The following is a 15054-nucleotide window of genomic DNA, read 5'->3' on the forward strand; positions in this document are numbered from 1 at the left end:
GATTTGAGTGCCGCGGCCGGGGAGCCGGCAAGGCCCGGTACCCCGGCCGAGGGTGCCGATGAGGGGAAGGTCAGAGGTTGGTGAGGTCCACCGGGATCCTCGCCTCGCAGCCGTCCCGCAGGACGGTCGCCTCGATCAGGCCGTAGGGCCGGTCGGCGGCGTAGTACACTTCGTTGTCGTTCTTGAGGCCGAAGGGCTCCAGGTCGACCAGGAAGTGGTGCTTGTTGGGGAGCGAGAAGCGGACCTCGTCGATCTCGCCGCGGTTGTCGATGATGCGCGAACCCATCTGGTACAGCGTCTGCTGCAGCGAGAGGGAGTACGTCTCGGCGAAGGCCTGGAGCATGTGCTTCTTCGTCTGCTCGTAGGACTTCTCCCAGTGGGGCATCTTCTGCTCGTCGTCGGTCCAGTTGAACCGCCAGCGGGCGGAGACCTGGGTCGCCAGGATGCGGTCGTAGGCCTCGGGGAGGGTGGTGTACCTGTCCTTGACGTAGCCCCAGAACTCCGAGTTGGTGGAGTTCATCACGACGAGGTCCTTGAGCCCGGAGACGACCTCCCACTGCTCGCCGTCGTAGGTGATCTGGGTGAGCCGGGTCTCCTGGCCCTTGCGCACGAACGAGTGCCTGACCTCGTCGGCGCCGATGAACTTCGAGTTGGCGTCCGAGGCCTCGATGCGCTCCCAGGCGTACTCCTCGATGCGGATCCGGGCCCGGTGGATCGGCTCCTGCGAGGTCACGAAGTGGCGGGCGAGGTGGATGCCGAACTGCTCCGCCGACTCGATGCCGTGCTCCTTGGCGAACGCGAACACCGTGTTCTTGGTGGTGTCGGTCGGCAGGACGTTGGCGTTGGAGCCGGAGTAGTGGACCTCGTCCATGTCGCCGGAGAGCGACACCGACACGTTGAGGTCCTTGATGTGGTGGGTGGCGCCGTCCCGCGTGATCTTGACGACCCGGTTCTCGGCCTTGCCGTACTGGTTCTGTCCAAGAATCGTAGGCATGTGTAGCTAGCTCCCTCGGTAAACGGAGTAGCCGAACGGGTTGAGCAGCAGCGGCACGTGGTAGTGCTCGCCCGGTACGACGGCGAACGTGATCGCCACCTCCGGGAAGAACACGGCCGGTCCGCTGTCCCGATTCGCGGGGGCGTCCTGCTGCGCATCGGCTTGCTTCTTCTCGAAGTACGGCTCCACGGCGAAGTCGAGCCGTACGTGTGTGGTGCCCGCCGGCAGCGCCGGCAGGTCCTTGCACCGGCCGTCCGCGTCGGTCGCGGAGCCGCCGAGCTCCTGCCACTCCGCTTCCCGGGCGGGGCGGGCGGAGAGCCGGACGGCGACGCCCTCGGCGGGACGGCCGGCGCTGGTGTCCAGGATGTGCGTGGACACGGAGGCGGTGGCGCTGGTGCTCATGGTCTCAGGCGTCCTCTTCGACGAGTCGGGCGAGCCGGATGCGGTTGATCTTGCCCAGCTCGGTGCGGACGATCTCCCGCTCCCGCTCCGGCGGGTTGCCGATCCGCTCCCTGACCGCGTCCCGCATCTCCTCGCCGGTGCGGCCGGTGGCGCAGATCAGGAAGACATGGCCGAACCGCTCCTGGTAGGCCAGGTTCAGTTCGAGCATCTCCGCCCTGAGGCCGTCCGCGGCGCCGGCCATGCCGGACTGTTCCCGGGCCGAGGTGGGGTCGCCCGGCCTGGGGCGGCCGATCGGCGGGTGCCCGGCCATGGCCTCCGCGAGGTCCGCCTCGCCCAGCTCGGCCATGGCGGCGTCGCTGGCGGCGTAGAGGGACTCGGGGGTGGCGTAGGGGCGGGCGGCGAGCAGGTGCCGGCCCCAGGCCGCGGAGGCGCACGCCTCGTGGAGGGCGGCCAGTGCCGCGTGCTCCTCCAGTTCGTTGAACCGGGCCAGGCCCGGGGGCGTGGAAGTCGACGTCACGGGAGCCTCCGTGGCCGTATGCGGCCTTCGTGCTGAACGGGCTGCCGTCAGCTAACGCCCTCCGGAACCCAGCGTCAACACTTTGTTGAAAATTCCGCGTAACAACCCCCCGGGGCACACCGGGAGGGTCAGTTCTCCTTCTCGCGGTTGAGGTAGTTGTAGACGGTGAAGCGGCTCACGCCGAGCGCGCTCGCCACGGTCTCCACGCCGTGCCGCACCGAGAAGGCGCCCCGCGCCTCGAGTATGCGCACGACCTCCTGCTTCGCCTTGCGGTCCAAGTCGGCCAGCGGCCTGCCCTGCTTGCGCTCCATGGCGGCCAGGATGTGGTCGAGGGAGTCGGCGAGCTGCGGCAGCCGTACGGCGACCACGTCGACGCCCTCCCAGGCGAGCACGACGTCGTCGGGGCCGGCCTCGTCGGGCGGGAGCATCTCCCCGCCCATGGCGTCGACCAGCGGTTTCACGGCGGTGATGAAGGGCTCGTCCGCGTTTCCGGTCACTTGTCGCCGCCCTCCCCCACCACGTTGACCTGGAGCGAGATCCGGGTGGCCCCGGCCTCCAGGGCCCGGCGCAGCAGCGCGTCCACGGCGCTGAGGACGGCGTCGGAGCCGCCCTCCGCCGTGTTCCCGAACGGCCCGACGTCCACCGCGTCCAGCTCGGCCGCCTCGATGACCTCACGGGCGACCAGCGCGTGCGCGGGGGCCTCGTCGAGGTCGAAGGGCTCGGTCGTGAACTCCACTCTCAATCGCACGCGCTCAACCTAACGCGCGGCACCGACGTTCGGGCAGCCCTCCGGGATCACCGGCCCTTGCGCAGGAAGCTCCGCAGCCGCCGCTCGGGCCAGGTGTTGATCACGTCGTCGGCGGTGAGCCCGCCACGCTGGGCGGTGCCGATGCCGTAGCGCATGTTGGCAAGGTGCGGCACGGCGTGCGCGTCGCTGTTCACGGCGAACCGCACGCCGTGCCGGCGGGCCCGCAGGATGTCCTCGTCGCGCAGGTCGAGGCGGTCCGGGTGGGCGTTGATCTCCAGGGCCGTGCCGGTGCGGGCGCAGGCGGCGAAGACCGCGTCGAGGTCGGCGTCGATGCCGGGCCGCCTGCCGATGAGACGGGTGGTGGGGTGGCCGATGACGTTCACGTACGGGTTCTCGCAGGCCCGGACGAGCCGCCGGGTCAGCTGCTCGCGGCCCTGTCTGAAGTGCGAGTGCACGGAGGCCACGCACAGGTCGAACCCGGCGAGGAAGTCGTCCGGCCAGTCCACCTCGCCCTCGGGGCCGATGTTCAGCTCGGTGCCGTGCAGCAGCCGCAGCCCGCCGCGCCGCCCCCTGGTGGGGTAGGCGCCGTCCAGCTCGCGCACCCGTTCGCGCTGGGCCAGCATCCGCTCGTCGGTCATGCGCTGCATGGCCAGGTCGGGCGCGTGGTCGGTGATCGCGTAGTAGGCGTAGCCGCGTGCGGCGGCCGCCTCGGCCATCTCCTCCAGCGGGGCGAGCCCGTCGGTGAGGTCGGTGTGGGTGTGCAGGTCGCCGCGGAGGTCGGCCTCGGTGACCAGCTCGGGCAACTCGCCGCGGAGCCCGGCCTCGATCTCCCCGCGGTCCTCGCGCAGCGGCGGCGGGATCCAGGGCAGGCCGAGGCGCGCGTACACCTCCTCCTCGGTCCTGGAGACGATCTTCTCGCCACTCGCGGCGTCGAAGAGGCCGTACTCGGAGAGCTTGAGCTTCTGGTGCACCGCGATCTCGCGGGTGCGGATGTTGTGGGCCTTCGAGCCGGTGAAGTACTGCAGCGCGGCGCCCCACGAGTCCGGCGGCACGACCCGCAGGTCGACGTTGAGCCCCTTGCCGGTGCGCACGGACGTCTTGGTCCCGCCCTGCCCGATGACCTCGGTGACGTACGGCAGTCCGGTGAACGCCTTCATGAGCGGGGCGGAGTCCTCCGCCGCGGCGAGGATGTCGATGTCGCCGATGGTCTCGCGCATCCGGCGCAGCGACCCGGCGTACGCGCACCGCTCGCAGCCGGTCACCGCGGAGAGTTCGGCGACGATGTCCTCGGCCAGCTCCATGGCCACGTCGATCCGCACCCGTCCGCCGGAGGACCGGAGCAGTTCGATGCCGTGCAGGATGTTCTCCTCGGTCCTCGGCCCGAAGCCCTTGAGGTCGCGCAGCCGTTCGTCGCGGATGGCGGCGGCGAGTTCGTCCACCGACGAGACGCCCAGCTCCTCGTAGACCACCATGGCCTTCTTCGGGCCGAGGGTGGGAATGGCCGTCAGCCGCCGGACCCCGTCAGGGATCTTCGCCCGCAGCTCCTCGACGGCGGCCACCGCGCCGCTGTCGAGGTACTCGCGGACCTTCTGGGCGATGGACTTCCCGACGTTCGGGATCTCCTGCAGCCCCTTGAGGTCGAGCGTGGCGACGTCGGCGTGGTGGCCGCCGACGGACCGGGCGGCCTTCTCGTAGACACGCGCCTTGAAGGCGTCGCCGCCGGTGATCGAGATCAGGTCCGCGTACTCCTGGAGCAGCGCCGCCACCTCGTCGTTGGACCGAGCCATGCCTTCAGGGTAGGGCGCCCGTTTTGCGCGGGCGCTCTTGACAGCTCTCCCCGGCCACAGGCAGTCTTCCATTAAGCAGAAATTAACTTCCATAATGTGGAAACAGAGACAGTGGAAGGGAGCGCCCACCCCCATGGGATTTGCAGAGCAGCGCTTCACCGTCAACCTGTCGATCCTCTTCACGGAACTCCCGCTCCTGGAGCGCCCCGCGGCCGCCGCCGCGGCCGGCTTCACCGCGGTCGAGCTGTGGTGGCCCTGGGTCGACTCCCCCACCCCCGCGCGGTCGGAACTCGACGCGCTGCGCCAGGCGATCACGGCCGCGGGCGTCCGGCTGACCGGACTGAACTTCTACGCCGGACAGCTGCCGGGCCCCGACCGGGGTGCCCTGTCGGTCCCGGGCGAGGAGTCGGAGCGGTTCCGCGCCAACATCGACGTGGCGGCCGCTTTCGCCCGCACCCTGGGCTGCCGGTCGCTCAACGCCCTGTACGGAAACCGCGTGGACGGGGTGGATCCGGCCGAGCAGGACGCGCTGGCCCTGGAGAACCTGGTCCGGGCGGCGGAGGCGGCCGACCGCAACGGGGCGGCCCTGCTGATCGAGGCGCTCAACGAGCCGGAGTCGCCGCGGTATCCGCTGGTGTCGGCGCCGGCCGCGGTCGCGGTCGTCGACAAGGTGAACGAGACCTCGGGACTCGGCAACGCCCGCTTCCTGATGGACCTGTACCACCTGTCGATGAACGGCGAGGACTTGCCGTCGGTGATCGAGCGGTACGCCGCGAAGACCGGCCACGTCCAGATCGCCGACAACCCGGGCCGCGGCGCCCCGGGCACGGGCTCACTCCCCCTGGAAGACCTCCTCGACCAGCTGCGGAAGGCCGGTTACGACGGCTGGGTGGGCCTGGAGTACAAGGCGGGGGCTTCGCCGAGCGCGGAGGCCTTCGGCTGGCTGCCGGTGGAGCGGCGCGGCGCCCGCTGAGGTGACCGCCGCCGGGGGCCGCCGCCCCCAGACCCCCGCTCCGGCCCGAACGGCCTCGTCCTCGACCGCCGGACGGGCTCCTTCCGGCAACGCGACGCCCGCCGAGCAGCAGACGTATCACAGCAGTCAGAGAGGCACCCCTTATGAGCACCCTCCCCAAGATCGCCTGGATAGGCCTCGGCATCATGGGCTCCCCGATGTCCGAGAACCTGGTCAAGGCGGGTTACGACGTCACCGGTTTCACGCTGGAGCAGGACAAGCTGGACCGGCTGGCCGCCGCCGGCGGCACCGCGGCCGGCTCGATCGCCGAGGCGGTGCGGGACGCGGACGTGGTCGTCACCATGGTCCCCGCGTCCCCGCAGGTCGAGGCCATCGCGTACGGCCCGGACGGCATCCTGGAGAACGCGCGGTCCGGCGCGCTCCTCGTCGACATGTCGTCCATCACCCCGCAGACGTCCGTCGACCTGGCGAAGGCGGCCGGGGCCAAGGGCATCCGCGTCCTCGACGCGCCGGTGTCCGGTGGTGAGGCCGGGGCCGTCGAGGCCGTGCTGTCCATCATGGTCGGCGGCGAGCAGGCCGACTTCGACGCCGCGAGGCCGATCTTCGAGGCGCTGGGCAGGACCATCGTGCTGTGCGGTCCGCACGGCTCCGGGCAGACCGTGAAGGCCGCCAACCAGCTGATCGTCGCCGTGAACATCCAGGCGTGCGCCGAGGCCGTGGTCTTCCTGGAGAAGTCCGGCGTGGACCTGACGGCCGCGCTGGACGTGCTGAACGGCGGCCTGGCCGGCTCGACCGTGCTGACGCGGAAGAAGGACAACTTCCTCAGCCGCGACTTCAGGCCGGGCTTCCGGATCGACCTGCACCACAAGGACATGGGCATCGTCACGGACGCGGCCCGCAACGTCGGCGCCGCCCTGCCCGTCGGCGCCGTGGTGGCCCAGCTGGTCGCGTCCCTGCGCGCGCAGGGCGACGGCGGCCTCGACCACTCCGCGCTGCTGCGCGCGGTGGAGCGCCTGTCCGGCGCGCAGGTCTGAGCCGGACCGTATGACTTCCGGGCGGTGCCGGCGCCGACACCTGTCCTGTCGCGCCCAGGCTCCGGCACCGCCCGGAACCACTTCAACAAACCGTTGACGCCTCAGTCGACCCGATCCTAGGCTCCACGAAGCGGAAATGAATTTCCGCTGACACCCGCACGGAAGGCCCACGATGTCGAAGCGCGTGCTCACCACCGAGTCCGGCGCCCCCGTCGCCGACAACCAGAACTCCGCCTCCGCCGGCGTCGGCGGCCCGCTCCTCCTCCAGGACCAGCACCTCCTCGAGAAGCTCGCGCGCTTCAACCGCGAGCGGATCCCGGAGCGCGTGGTGCACGCCCGCGGCAGCGGCGCGTACGGCCACTTCGAGGTGACCGACGACGTCACCGGCTTCACCCACGCCGACTTCCTGAGCACGGTCGGCCGGCGCACCGAGGTCTTCCTGCGGTTCTCGACGGTCGCCGACTCCCTCGGCGGCGCCGACGCCGTCCGCGACTCCCGCGGCTTCGCCGTCAAGTTCTATACCGAAGAGGGCAATTACGACCTCGTCGGGAACAACACCCCGGTGTTCTTCATCAAGGACCCGATCAAGTTCCCCGACTTCATCCACTCGCAGAAGCGGGACCCGTTCACGGGCCGTCAGGAGCCGGACAACGTCTGGGACTTCTGGGCGCACTCGCCCGAGGCCACGCACCAGGTGACCTGGCTGATGGGCGACCGCGGCATCCCGGCGTCGTACCGCCACATGAACGGCTACGGCTCGCACACCTACCAGTGGACGAACGCCGAGGGCGAGGCCTTCTTCGTCAAGTACCACTTCAAGACCAACCAGGGCGTGCGCAGTCTGAGCGCCGAGCAGGCGGCTGAGCTGGCGGGCAAGGACCCTAACTCGCACCAGACCGACCTGCTCCAGGCCATCGAGCGGGGCGTGCACCCGTCCTGGACCCTGTACGTGCAGGTCATGCCGGCGGCCGAGGCGGCGGAGTACCGCTTCAACCCCTTCGACCTGACCAAGGTGTGGCCGCACCGGGACCACCCGCTCCAGCGGGTGGGCCGCCTGGTCCTGGACCGCAACCCGGACAACGTCTTCGCCGAGGTCGAGCAGGCCGCCTTCTCCCCGAACAACTTCGTGCCGGGCATCGGCCCCTCCCCCGACAAGATGCTCCAGGGCCGCCTGTTCGCCTACGCGGACGCGCACCGCTACCGCCTGGGCGTCAACCACACCCTGCTGGCCGTCAACGCCCCACGGGCGACGACCGCGCAGAACTACGGCCGGGACGGCCTCATGGCGGCCAACGCCCAGGGCCGGCACGCCAGGAACTACGAGCCGAACTCCTACGACGGCCCGGCGCAGACCGGCCGCCCCCTGTCTGCGCCCCTCGCCGTGACCGGCCACACGGGCACCCACGAGGCCCCACTGCACACCAAGGACGACGACTTCGCCCAGGCGGGCGAGCTGTACCGGCTGATGTCCGCGGAGGAGCGGCGGCGGCTGGTGGCGAACATCGCCGGCAGCCTCTCGCAGGTCTCCCGCGACGACGTGATCGACAAGAACCTGGCCCACTTCCACGCCGCCGACCCGGAGTACGGCAGGCGCGTGGCGGAGGCGGTCCGCGCCCTGCGCGAGGACTGACCCCACCGACGGCCCGCGGCGGCCGACCGGCCCGGATGAGGGGTGGCCGGCCGGTGCCTGCGCGGGCGGGGCGAGGACCGCGGCGGCGTGCGAGCCAGTGCGGTGGTGAAGGAACCGGGCGCCCTTCTCGACCAGAGGGAAGGACGCCCCGGGCTCCGTCGCACCCGCCGCGGTCCCAGCCATACCCCTGAACCCCGTCCGGCGGCGCGAACGTCCCGTCGCGCCCAGCCTCGCGCCGTCGGACGGCCACAGCGGCACAGAGCCCCACGGGCTCCCCGAGCGCCGGATGCGGAACCGCCCGCGTCCGGCGCTTCGGCGTGCGTTTCCTGCCCCGCCGCAGGAGCCTTGTGGCATGACTGCACATCCACCGACCGAGTTCCCGCACATCGTCGTGCACGCCCCGGCCCTGGACGGCTCCCGGCGGGTCACCGAGGGCGACGTGACCCTGGGGATCGCCTCCCACCTCGACGACGTGATCGAGATCCTGCGGCTGGCCGACCTGGACCGGATCGAGGTCGAGGAGAGCGACCTCATCGAGTGGCAGGGCGGCGGCCCGGACGACTGGCCGGGCCTGACCGAGCACCCCGAAAGCTGAGGTACCGGGACGAAGGGGCCGGCCGATCCTCAAATCAAGCTCTGAACTCTGTTCCCCATGCTTCAACGGCCCGAGTCAGAGGGCATATTCACACCACACAGGTGCCCGCCGGCACGGGGGCGGCGGGCACCCGGTCGTCCGCGACGCGAAGCGGGCGGCCCCTCCGCAGGAGGGGCCGCCCGCTTTCGTCCGCGCCGGCTCAGACCTTCAGCGTCCTGACGGACGTCGGCGCGTGACCGGGCTCGGTGGCGATCTCCTCGAACTCCACGACACGGGAGATGTCGTTGGTGGTCGACATGGAGATGTTGGTGACCCGCTCCAGGATCGCCTCCACGACAACCGGCACGCGGTGCTCGGCGGCCAGTTTCTTGGCCTCCTCGAAGGCCGCGCCCAGCTCCGCCGGGTCCGTCACCCGGATCGCCTTGCAGCCCAGGCCCTCGGCGACCTTGACGTGGTCGACGCCATAGACGCCCAGTTCGGGCGAGTTGATGTTCTCGAACTCCAGATTGACCTGGAAGTCGATGTCGAACGCCCGCTGCGCCTGCCGGATCAGGCCCAGGTAGGAGTTGTTGACGAGGACGTGCACGTAGGGGATCTTGTGCTGCGCGCCGACCGCCAGCTCCTCCAGCATGAACTGGAAGTCGTAGTCGCCGGAGAGGGCGACGACGGACGCCTCCGGGTCGGCCTTGGCGACGCCCAGCGCGGCCGGGACCGTCCAGCCGAGCGGGCCCGCCTGGCCGCAGTTGATCCAGTGCCGGGGCCGGAAGACGTGCAGCATCTGGGCGCCGGCGATCTGCGAGAGGCCGATCGTGGACACGTACCGGGTCTCCGGGCCGAAGGCCTTGTTCATCTCCTCGTAGACGCGCTGCGGCTTGATCGGGATGTCGTCGAAGTGGGTACGGCGCTGGAGGGTCGCCCGCTTCTCCTGCGCCGCGGCCGCCCAGCGCGAGCGGTCCGGGAGACCGCCCGACGCCTTCAACTCCCGTGCCACCTCGACGAAGAGCTCCAGGGCGGCCTTCGCGTCGGAGGCGAAACCGTAGTCGGGGGCGAAGATCCTGCCGATCTGGGTGGGCTCGATGTCCACGTGGACGAAGGTGCGGCCGGCCGTGTAGACGTCCAGCCTGCCGGTGTGACGGTTGGCCCAGCGGTTGCCGATGCCGAGGACGAAGTCGGACTCCAGGAAGGTCGCGTTGCCGTAGCGGTGCGAGGTCTGCAGGCCCACCATGCCGGCGTTCAGCTCGTGGTCGTCGGGCAGGACGCCCCAGCCCATCAGGGTCGGGACGACCGGGGTGCCGGTCAACTCGGCGAACTCGACGAGGAGTCCGGCGGCGTCGGCGTTGATGACCCCGCCGCCGGCGACGATCAGCGGACGCTCGGACGCGTTCAGCATCCCGATCGCCTTCTCGATCTGGGTGCGGCTGGCGGCCGGCTTGTAGACCGGGAGCGGCTCGTACGTGTCCGGGTCGAACTCGATCTCGGTGAGCTGCACGTCGATCGGCAGGTCGATCAGGACCGGGCCGGGACGGCCCGAGCGCATCAGGTGGAAGGCCTGCTGGAAGACGCCCGGGACCTGTGCGGCCTCCAGCACGGTGACCGCCATCTTCGTGACCGGCCCGGCGATCGAGGCGATGTCGACGGCCTGGAAGTCCTCCTTGTGGATCACCGCGGTCGGCGCCTGGCCGGTGATGCACAGGATCGGGACGGAGTCGCCGGTGGCCGAGTAGAGGCCGGTGATCATGTCGGTGCCGGCCGGTCCCGAGGTGCCGATGCAGACGCCGATGTTGCCGGGGTGCGTACGGGTGTAGCCCTCGGCCATGTGCGAGGCGCCCTCGACGTGACGGGCGAGGGTGTGGTGGATGCCGCCGGAGGCCTTGAGCGCCGCGTAGAAGGGGTTGATCGCCGCGCCGGGCACACCGAACGCGTCGGTGACGCCCTCGCGCTTGAGGATCTCAACTGCCGCGCGGGCAGCGGTCATACGAGCCATCGAGAACTCCTGCTTTCGGCTGTCGGATGCCTGCTCCCGTCGCGCCCCGCGGTGAGCATCGTTTCCAGTTGTTCGTTCGAGTTGATCCACACTTATTCCGCATAGCGGAAAGTAACTTCTACTATCTGAAATCAATGTAGGTGCGGTGACGAACGTCGTCAAGGGACGGACAACCGGGCCCCGGCGGGAGCACCATGGGACGGCTGAAGCGACGCAACGCCTGAGGTGGGGCCATGTCCGAGAGCCTGCCGGTGCGCTGTCCGGCCTGCCGGCGCGAGCACGTCTACACCGCGCCGTCGTACCCGTGCGCCTGCGGCGCGCCGGTCACCCCGGACCTCGACGGCACGGCCGGGCCGACGCCGGTGGCGCACCGCGCCTGGGACGCGGACTGGGTGACGGTGAGCTGCGGGTCCTGCGGACGGCGGGACCAGTGGCCGCAGCCGGAGCTGGGCTGCCCGTGCGGGGCGGTGCTGCGCATCGCGGTCGCCGACGCCGTGTCCGCGCCGCCGGCCGAGGCCGGACCCGAGCCGCGGGCCGCCTTCCGTCCCGTGACGATCCGCACCGCGCGGGACGCGGTCACCGCGGCCGCGCTCTACCTGCGCTGGCTCGGCTTCCGGGACATACGGCGGGCCGACCAGCGGCCGCCGTCCGGCATCGGGCTGGCCGCCCGGGGGCTGGTGGCCCAGGTGGACCCGACCGTGCAGCCGGCCTCGCCGCGGGACGTGGAGTGCCTGTGGCTGACGGCGATGACGGAGGACTCGGGGTGCGTGTACTTCTCCCTCGCGGGGTACGCCGAGGAGGCGCGTGAGCGGGCCGACGCGCTGGGGGTGCCGTTGTTCGTGCTGGACTTCACGGGGACGCCTCAGCCGGTCAACGGGCATGCCGACGAACTGCGCGGTTCAGGCGCGTGATCCGACTGCGGGCCGGTGGGGGCCGATCGCGCGGTTCCCCGCGCCCCTACGGGGCGCCGGCGCTGTACGTCTCCCTCAGTTCGATCTTGCGGACCTTGCCCGAGACGGTCATCGGGAAGTCGGCCAGGATCTGGATGCGGGTCGGCACCTTGTAGTGGGCGAGGCGGCCCTCGCAGAAGGCGCGGAGGTCGTCCAGGGTGGGCGGGGCGGCCGGGTCGTGCGGGATGACGCAGGCGAGGACCTCCTCGCCGTACCTCTCGTGCGGCACCCCGACCACCTGGACGTCCCGGACCTTGGGGTGGGCGTACAGGAACTCCTCGATCTCGCGCGGGTAGACGTTCTCGCCACCCCGGATGATCATGTCCTTGATGCGGCCGACGATCTCCACGTAGCCGTCCTCGCGCATCAGCGCCAGGTCGCCGGTGTGCATCCAGCGACCGGCGTCGACGGCCTCCGCCGTCTTCTCGGGCTCGTTCCAGTAGCCGAGCATCACGCTGTAGCCGCGGGTGCACAGCTCGCCCGAGGTGCCCCGCGGCAGGGTGACCCCGGTGGCCGGGTCGACGACCTTGACCTCCAGGTGCGGCAGCACCCGGCCGACCGTGCCGGTGCGGTGTTCGAGGTCGTCCTCGATCCGGGTCTGGAGCGAGACCGGTGACGTCTCCGTCATGCCGTAGCAGATGGAGACCTCCGCCATGTGCATCTCCGCGACCACCCGCTTCATCACCTCGACCGGGCAGGGCGAGCCCGCCATGATGCCGGTGCGCAGGGTGGAGAGGTCGTACGACGCGAAGTCGGCCAGGTTCAGCTCCGCGATGAACATGGTCGGGACGCCGTACAGGGAGGTGCAGCGCTCCCGCTGGACCGCCTCCAGGGTGGCCCGCGGTTCGAAGGACGGGGCCGGGATCACCATGCAGGCGCCGTGCGAGGTGGCGGCCAGGTTGCCCATCACCATGCCGAAGCAGTGGTAGAAGGGCACCGGGACGCAGATCCGGTCCTGCTCCGTGTAGGCGACCAGCTCCCCGACGAAATAACCGTTGTTGAGGATGTTGTGGTGGGAGAGGGTGGCGCCCTTCGGGAAGCCGGTGGTGCCCGAGGTGTACTGGATGTTGATGGCGTCGTCGCAGGACAACTCGGCCGCGCGGGCCGCCAGTTCGGGGGCCCGGTCGACGGTCCCGCGCGCGGTCAGGGCGTCCCAGCTCGGGTCGCCGATGTAGACGGTCTCCCGCAACTCGGGGCAGCGGCCCCGCACTTCCTCCACCATCGCCCGGTAGTCGCTGGTCTTGTGCCGGAGCGAGGCGAACAGCAGGGAGATCCCGGCCTGGTTGAGGACGTACTCGACCTCGTGGGTGCGGTAGGCCGGGTTGATGTTGACCATGATCGCGCCGATCCGGGCGGTGGCGTACTGCACCAGAACCCACTCGGCGCAGTTGACCGCCCAGATGCCCACCCGGTCGCCCTTGGCGACCCCGCTCGCCAGCAGCGCGTACGCCAGCCGGTCGACGTCGGCGGAGAACTGCGCGTACGTCCAGCGCCTGCCGGCCGGTACGTCCACCAGCGCCTCGCGGTCCGGCCAGGCGGCGACGGCCCGGTCCAGGTTGGCGCCGATGGTGTCGCCCAGCAGCGTGGTGCCGCTCGTGCCGTGGGTGTAGGACCCTGGTGCGTACGACGAGTTCACCGGAAGTCCTCCTCGCGGTACTCGGCGGCCGAGCCGGCGGCCGTGGCCTCGCGCAGCTCGATCCGGCGGATCTTCCCGGACACGGTCTTGGGCAGCGGGGCGAACTCCAGCCGCCGGACCCGCTTGTAGGGCGCGAGGACCTGACGGGAGTGCTCGAAGAGCACCTTCGCGGTGTCCGGGCCCGGCTCCCAGCCCGCCGCCAGGACGATGTACGCCTTGGGTACGGAGAGGCGCAGGTCGTCCGGCGCGGGCACGACGGCCGCCTCGGCCACCGCCTCGTGCTCCAGGAGCGCGCTCTCCAGCTCGAACGGGCTGATCTTGTAGTCGGACGCCTTGAACACGTCGTCCGCACGGCCGACGTAGGTGATGTAGCCGTCCTCGTCGCGGGAGCCGATGTCGCCGGTGCGGTAGTAGCCGCCGGCCATCGCCTCCGCCGTACGGTCGGCGTCCCCGTGGTAGCCGGTCATCAGACCGACCGGCCGCGCCGACAGGTCGAGCGCGATCTCGCCCTCCGCCGCGCCAGGGGCGCCGCTGACCGGGTCCAGGAGCTCCACCCGGTACCCCGGGCTGGGCCGGCCCATCGACCCGGTCTTCAGCTGCTGCCCGGGGCTGTTGGAGACCTGCACGGCCGTCTCGGTCTGCCCGAACCCGTCCCGGATGGTCACGCCCCAGGCCCGCCGCACCTGCTCGATCACCTCGGGGTTGAGCGGCTCGCCCGCCGCCACCACCTCGCGGGGCGGGGTCGCCAGCTGGCTCAGGTCCGCCTGGATGAGCATCCGCCACACCGTCGGCGGGGCACAGAAGGACGTCACGCCGTGCCGGTCCATCTCCGCCATCAGCCGGCCCGCGTCGAAGCGCGCGTAGTTGTGGATGAAGACCGTCGCCTCGGCGTTCCAGGGGGCGAAGAGGTTCGACCAGGCGTGCTTCGCCCACCCCGGCGAGGAGATGTTCAGGTGCACGTCACCGGGCTTGAGGCCGATCCAGTACATGGTGGCCAGGTGCCCGATGGGGTACGAGGTGTGGGTGTGCTCGACCAGCTTGGGACGGGCCGTGGTGCCCGAGGTGAAGTAGAGCATCAGCGGGTCGTCCGCGAGGGTGGGGCCGTCGGGGACGAAGCCGGCCGCGGCGGTGTACGCGTCCTCGTACGGCTCCCAGGGCCCCGCCTCCGACGGCGGCAGCCCGCCCACCGCGATCCGGGTGTACGCGCCCGGCACCTCGGTGAACTTGGCGGCGTCCTCGGCCCGCACGACCACGTGTTTGACCCGGCCCCGGTCCACGCGGTCGCGCAGGTCGGCCGGGCCGAGCAGCGGGGTGGCCGGGATGACCACGGCCCGCAGCTTCATCGCGGCCAGCGCGGTCTCCCACAGCTCGGCCTGGTTCCCGAGCATGACCAGGATGCGGTCCTCCGGCTCGACGCCCCGCGCGCGCAGGTGGTTCGCGACCCGGTCGGAGCGCTCGGACAGCTCGGCGAAGGACAGCTTCGTCTCCGAGCCGCCCTCCTCGACGATGTGCAGGGCGGTGCGCCGGTTGCCCTCGGCGATGACGTCGAACCAGTCCAGCGCCCAGTTGAAGTGGTCCGGACGCGGCCATGCGAAGCCCTCGTAGGCGGTGGCGTAGTCCGCACGGTGTTCCAGCAGGAAGTCCCGTGCCCTGCGGAAGTCCTCCGTCGCACTCGTCATTCGCGTCTCCTTCAGTACCGGACCATTGCCGGGCGGCTCTCTGGCATCGTGTAATCCGTGATGCAGGTCTCACTACCCCCGAACGGGGGTGTGGACCGCACAAGGCCGGGGTCGAAGGGGCAGGA

14 protein-coding genes are annotated in these 15054 nt (G+C 70.8%); 5 read left to right on the forward strand and 9 right to left on the reverse strand.

Annotated features, from left to right (window positions below; translation table 11 throughout):
- Nucleotides 1-70: 70 nt before the first annotated feature.
- The 6 genes from pucL to polX all read right to left on the reverse strand — a co-directional run bounded on the left by pucL (nt 71) and on the right by polX (nt 4448).
- Nucleotides 71-994 carry a factor-independent urate hydroxylase gene (pucL, locus tag BLW82_RS09070; RefSeq protein ID WP_093498306.1) on the reverse strand — a complete coding sequence of 308 codons (924 nt, stop codon included), beginning with the start codon at nt 992-994 and terminating at the stop codon, nt 71-73.
- Nucleotides 995-1000: 6 nt separating this feature from the next.
- A complete protein-coding gene (gene uraH / locus BLW82_RS09075) occupies nt 1001-1396 on the reverse strand; it encodes a hydroxyisourate hydrolase (protein WP_093498307.1) in 396 nt (131 codons plus the stop codon).
- A gap of 4 nt (nt 1397-1400) precedes the next feature.
- A complete protein-coding gene (gene uraD / locus BLW82_RS09080) occupies nt 1401-1913 on the reverse strand; it encodes a 2-oxo-4-hydroxy-4-carboxy-5-ureidoimidazoline decarboxylase (protein WP_093498308.1) in 513 nt (170 codons plus the stop codon).
- Between the two features lie 128 nt (nt 1914-2041).
- Nucleotides 2042-2410, reverse strand: coding sequence for a helix-turn-helix domain-containing protein (locus tag BLW82_RS09085; protein ID WP_093498309.1), 369 nt, complete (start codon nt 2408-2410; stop codon nt 2042-2044).
- Nucleotides 2407-2661, reverse strand: coding sequence for a YkoF family thiamine-binding protein (locus BLW82_RS09090; protein WP_093498310.1), 255 nt, complete (start codon nt 2659-2661; stop codon nt 2407-2409). The genes BLW82_RS09085 and BLW82_RS09090 overlap by 4 nt, the downstream gene beginning before the upstream one ends.
- A 47-nt stretch (nt 2662-2708) precedes the next feature.
- On the reverse strand, nt 2709-4448 hold the full coding sequence (gene polX, locus BLW82_RS09095; RefSeq protein ID WP_093498311.1) for a DNA polymerase/3'-5' exonuclease PolX: 1740 nt from the start codon (nt 4446-4448) through the stop codon (nt 2709-2711).
- A gap of 133 nt (nt 4449-4581) precedes the next feature.
- Here polX and BLW82_RS09100 point away from each other — a divergent pair, with 133 nt between their 5' ends.
- From BLW82_RS09100 to BLW82_RS09115, 4 genes are all read left to right on the forward strand, one after another.
- Nucleotides 4582-5421 (forward strand): TIM barrel protein, encoded by an 840-nt coding sequence (locus BLW82_RS09100; RefSeq protein ID WP_093498312.1) that lies wholly within the window; start codon nt 4582-4584, stop codon nt 5419-5421.
- Nucleotides 5422-5564: 143 nt separating this feature from the next.
- Nucleotides 5565-6455 (forward strand): 2-hydroxy-3-oxopropionate reductase, encoded by an 891-nt coding sequence (locus BLW82_RS09105; RefSeq protein WP_093498313.1) that lies wholly within the window; start codon nt 5565-5567, stop codon nt 6453-6455.
- A 172-nt stretch (nt 6456-6627) separates the two neighbouring features.
- A complete protein-coding gene (locus BLW82_RS09110) occupies nt 6628-8085 on the forward strand; it encodes a catalase (protein ID WP_093498314.1) in 1458 nt (485 codons plus the stop codon).
- A 352-nt stretch (nt 8086-8437) separates the two neighbouring features.
- On the forward strand, nt 8438-8680 hold the full coding sequence (locus tag BLW82_RS09115) for a hypothetical protein (RefSeq protein ID WP_093498315.1): 243 nt from the start codon (nt 8438-8440) through the stop codon (nt 8678-8680).
- A 199-nt stretch (nt 8681-8879) separates the two neighbouring features.
- Here the strand turns inward: BLW82_RS09115 and gcl are convergent, their stop codons facing one another.
- Nucleotides 8880-10664: a glyoxylate carboligase gene (gene gcl, locus BLW82_RS09120; RefSeq protein ID WP_093498316.1), complete on the reverse strand. Its 1785-nt coding sequence runs from the start codon at nt 10662-10664 to the stop codon at nt 8880-8882.
- Nucleotides 10665-10897: 233 nt separating this feature from the next.
- Here gcl and BLW82_RS09125 point away from each other — a divergent pair, with 233 nt between their 5' ends.
- Nucleotides 10898-11575: a hypothetical protein gene (locus tag BLW82_RS09125; RefSeq protein WP_093498317.1), complete on the forward strand. Its 678-nt coding sequence runs from the start codon at nt 10898-10900 to the stop codon at nt 11573-11575.
- A gap of 46 nt (nt 11576-11621) precedes the next feature.
- Here BLW82_RS09125 and BLW82_RS09130 read toward each other — a convergent pair whose 3' ends face one another.
- Entirely contained in the window at nt 11622-13250 is a 1629-nt protein-coding gene (locus BLW82_RS09130) for an AMP-binding protein (RefSeq protein ID WP_093498318.1), read from the reverse strand.
- Complete coding sequence (locus BLW82_RS09135) at nt 13247-14929, reverse strand: AMP-binding protein (RefSeq protein ID WP_093498319.1); 1683 nt, start codon at nt 14927-14929, stop codon at nt 13247-13249. The genes BLW82_RS09130 and BLW82_RS09135 overlap by 4 nt, the downstream gene beginning before the upstream one ends.
- Nucleotides 14930-15054: the final 125 nt, after the last annotated feature.

The sequence above is a fragment of the Streptomyces sp. Ag109_O5-10 genome (assembly GCF_900105755.1).
Classification (GTDB): Bacteria; Actinomycetota; Actinomycetes; order Streptomycetales; family Streptomycetaceae; genus Streptomyces.

Bases quoted from the DNA above. Each gene is read 5' to 3' on its own strand.
- polX (WP_093498311.1), bottom strand. From the start codon at position 4,448: ATGGCTCGGTCCAACGACGAGGTGGCGGCGCTGCTCCAGGAGTACGCG.
- pucL (WP_093498306.1), bottom strand. From the start codon at position 994: ATGCCTACGATTCTTGGACAGAACCAGTACGGCAAGGCCGAGAACCGG.
- uraH (WP_093498307.1), bottom strand. From the start codon at position 1,396: ATGAGCACCAGCGCCACCGCCTCCGTGTCCACGCACATCCTGGACACC.
- BLW82_RS09110 (WP_093498314.1), top strand. From the start codon at position 6,628: ATGTCGAAGCGCGTGCTCACCACCGAGTCCGGCGCCCCCGTCGCCGAC.
- BLW82_RS09125 (WP_093498317.1), top strand. From the start codon at position 10,898: ATGTCCGAGAGCCTGCCGGTGCGCTGTCCGGCCTGCCGGCGCGAGCAC.
- BLW82_RS09100 (WP_093498312.1), top strand. From the start codon at position 4,582: ATGGGATTTGCAGAGCAGCGCTTCACCGTCAACCTGTCGATCCTCTTC.
- gcl (WP_093498316.1), bottom strand. From the start codon at position 10,664: ATGGCTCGTATGACCGCTGCCCGCGCGGCAGTTGAGATCCTCAAGCGC.
- BLW82_RS09115 (WP_093498315.1), top strand. From the start codon at position 8,438: ATGACTGCACATCCACCGACCGAGTTCCCGCACATCGTCGTGCACGCC.
- BLW82_RS09135 (WP_093498319.1), bottom strand. From the start codon at position 14,929: ATGACGAGTGCGACGGAGGACTTCCGCAGGGCACGGGACTTCCTGCTG.
- BLW82_RS09105 (WP_093498313.1), top strand. From the start codon at position 5,565: ATGAGCACCCTCCCCAAGATCGCCTGGATAGGCCTCGGCATCATGGGC.